Origin of the sequence: Streptomyces sp. CBMA156, from assembly GCF_014596515.1 — a bacterium.
In the GTDB taxonomy this organism is placed as follows: domain Bacteria; phylum Actinomycetota; class Actinomycetes; order Streptomycetales; family Streptomycetaceae; genus Kitasatospora.
Genome location: NZ_MSJQ01000414.1, coordinates 1 through 2,883, shown reverse-complemented (window position 1 = coordinate 2,883; position 2,883 = coordinate 1). Strand labels below are relative to the sequence as shown.

2 protein-coding genes and 1 pseudogene are annotated in these 2,883 nt (G+C 73.2%); 2 read left to right on the top strand and 1 reads right to left on the bottom strand.

Annotated elements, in window-relative coordinates:
• Positions 1 to 1,164: phosphatidate cytidylyltransferase (locus BU198_RS37000; RefSeq protein WP_411293279.1), on the top strand; the 1,164-nt coding region annotated here is incomplete at its 5' end.
• Positions 1,165 to 1,235: 71 nt separating this feature from the next.
• Positions 1,236 to 2,375 carry a 23S rRNA (adenine(2503)-C(2))-methyltransferase RlmN gene (gene rlmN, locus BU198_RS36995; RefSeq protein ID WP_188301190.1) on the top strand — a complete coding sequence of 380 codons (1,140 nt, stop codon included), beginning with the start codon at positions 1,236 to 1,238 and terminating at the stop codon, positions 2,373 to 2,375.
• Positions 2,376 to 2,438: 63 nt separating this feature from the next.
• Here rlmN and BU198_RS36990 read toward each other — a convergent pair.
• Positions 2,439 to 2,883: pseudogene (locus BU198_RS36990) on the bottom strand (hypothetical protein); the annotation flags it as partial.

Genomic DNA, 2,883 nt, shown 5'->3' with positions numbered 1-2,883 from the left:
CACGGTTGGCCCGCGGCCGACGGCCGATCCGCCCACGGCGGCCCGGCCGACCCCGAGGAGGGGCAGGCCCGCGAGGCCGGCCGGCTGAGCGGCCCGCTGTTCCGGGACGAGCACCCCGACCCGGCGCCGCCGGGCGTGACGGAGACGGTCGTGCTGCGCGCGATATCCGACGACACGACCCCCGCCCCCGGTCACGGCACCCAGCCGCACCCGGGGGCACCGGTGCATCCCGCGCCGCCGGTGAACCACCTGGCGGCCGGGCAGCCCCACTTCGTGCCGACGTCCCACCCAGGGCAGGAGACACCCGTGGCCGCCCAGCCCGCCCCGCAGCCGCAGCCGCAGCCGCGCAAGCAGCGCGGCGGCCGTAATCTCCAGGCCGCCATAGGCGTGGGCGTCGGCCTCGGTGCGGTGATCGTCGCCTCGCTGTTCGTGGTGAAGGCGATGTTCCTGGTCGTCGTGATGGCCGCGGTCGCGGTCGGCGTCTGGGAGCTGACCAGCCGGCTCGCCGAGCGCAAGCAGATCAAGGCGCCGCTGGTCCCGCTGGTCGTGGGCGGCATCGCCATGGTGGCCACCGGCTACTGGTCCGGCATCCAGTGGGCCGCCGCCTCGCTCGCGCTGACGGGGCTCGCGGTGATGGTCTGGCGGATGGCGGAGCCGCCGGAGGACTACCTGCGGGACATAACGGCAGGTGTGTTCACGGCCTTCTACGTGCCGTTCCTGGCCACCTTCGTGGCGATGATGCTGGCGGCCGACGACGGCCCCCAGCGGATCGTGCTCTTCCTGATCGTCACGATCTGCAGCGACACCGGCGCCTACGCGGTGGGCTACAAGTTCGGGAAGACCAAGCTGGCCCCGACGATCAGCCCCGGCAAGACCCGTGAGGGCCTGGCCGGCGGCATCGGCCTGTCGATGCTGGCCGGCGCGCTGCTGATGCAGCTGATGATCGACGGCGGCAGCTGGTGGCAGGGCCTGATCCTGGGAGGCTGCGCGGCGGTCACCGCGACCCTGGGCGACCTGGGCGAGTCGATGATCAAGCGCGACCTCGGGATCAAGGACATGGGCACGCTGCTGCCCGGCCACGGCGGCATCATGGACCGGCTGGACTCGCTCCTGCCGACCGCCCCGGTGGTCTGGCTGCTGCTGGCGGCCTTCGTCGGCAGCTGACCCACGGGTACGACGGGGCCCCGGACGCCTGGCGTCCGGGGCCCCCGCGCGTCTGCGACACTTGAGGAACCATGCCTAAGCCCGGAGAACTCACCTTTGTCGCGCCGCGCGGCGCAAAGCCCCCGCGACACCTCGCCGACCTGAGCCCCGCCGAGCGCAAGGAGGCCGTCGCCGAGCTGGGCGAGCAGCCGTTCCGCGCCAAGCAGCTCTCCAACCACTACTTCGGCCGGATGTCGAACGACCCGGAGAGCTGGACGGACATCCCCGCCGCCAGCCGGGAGAAGCTCACCGGGAGCCTGCTGCCCGAGCTGATGTCGGTGGTCCGGCACGTCTCCTGCGACGACGACGCCACCCGCAAGACGCTCTGGAAGCTCTTCGACGGCACGCTCGTGGAGTCGGTGCTGATGCGCTACCCGGACCGGGTCACCATGTGCATCAGCTCCCAGGCCGGCTGCGGCATGAACTGTCCGTTCTGCGCCACCGGCCAGGCCGGGCTGACCCGCAACCTCTCCACCGGCGAGATCGTGGAGCAGATCGCCGCCGGGATGCGCTCGCTCAAGGCGGGGGAGTTCGGGGGGCGCGGGGGGTCGGCCCCCCAAGATGGAAGCAGTCCGGGTGGCGAGGCGCGGCTGTCGAACGTGGTCTTCATGGGCATGGGCGAGCCGCTGGCCAACTACAACCGGGTGCTGGCCTCGATCCGCCGGCTGACCGACCCGGCACCGGACGGCTTCGGCCTGTCCCAGCGCGGTATCACGGTCTCCACCGTCGGCCTCGTCCCGGCGATGCACCGGTTCGCCGACGAGGGCCTCAGCTGCCGCCTCGCGCTGTCGCTGCACGCCCCGGACGACGAGCTGCGCGACGAGCTGGTGCCGGTGAACACCCGCTGGAAGGTCGCCGAGGTGCTGGACGCGGCCTGGAACTACGCGGAGAAGTCCGGCCGCCGGATCTCCATCGAGTACGCCCTGATCAAGGACATCAACGACCAGGCCTGGCGGGCCGACCTGCTCGGCCGGCTGATCAAGAACCGCCGGGTGCACGTCAACCTGATCCCGCTGAACCCGACGCCCGGTTCGAAGTGGACGGCCTCCCGGCCCGAGGACGAGCGCGAGTTCGTCCGCCGGCTCCAGTCGCACGGTGTGCCGACGACCGTCCGCGACACCCGCGGCCAGGAGATCGACGGCGCCTGCGGCCAGCTCGCCGCGGCGGGCTGAGCCCCACCGCAGGGAGCCCCACCGCACGAGCCCTGGGCAGGAGGCCGGCCGGGGGAAGTCCGGTCAGCGCAGTCCGGCGGCCGCCAGCGCGGCGGTCGCCCCGCCGGTCAGCAGCAGCGTGCTGCCCACCGCGAGGGTGCGCAGCGCGACCGCGCCGAACAGCATCCGGGGCGAGGTGCCGAGGCGCAGCAGCGCGTCGGTGACCTCGCGGCGGTCGGTACGGACCTCGGCGAGCCGGGCGATCACCGCGGCGGCCGCGCAGCCGAGCACCAGCCCGGCCTCGACGGCGGGCAGCGCGTCGGCGCTGTCCGGCGCCCCGATCCAGTACCGGACGGTGGTGAGCACCAGCGCGACGGCGAGGGTGAGCACGGCCAGTGGGGCGCCGAGCCGCCTGGCCTGGGCGGTGAGTCCGCGCCCGGCGAGCAGCCGCATCCGCCGTACGGTGAACTTGCCGGTCAGCGGCTTCCGGTAGCGGCTGTGCAGGGGCTCGTCCATGAGGAGGAACTCG

Excerpts from the sequence above, each read along its gene's own strand:
- rlmN (WP_188301190.1), top strand. The coding sequence starts at position 1,236 with ATGCCTAAGCCCGGAGAACTCACCTTTGTCGCGCCGCGCGGCGCAAAG.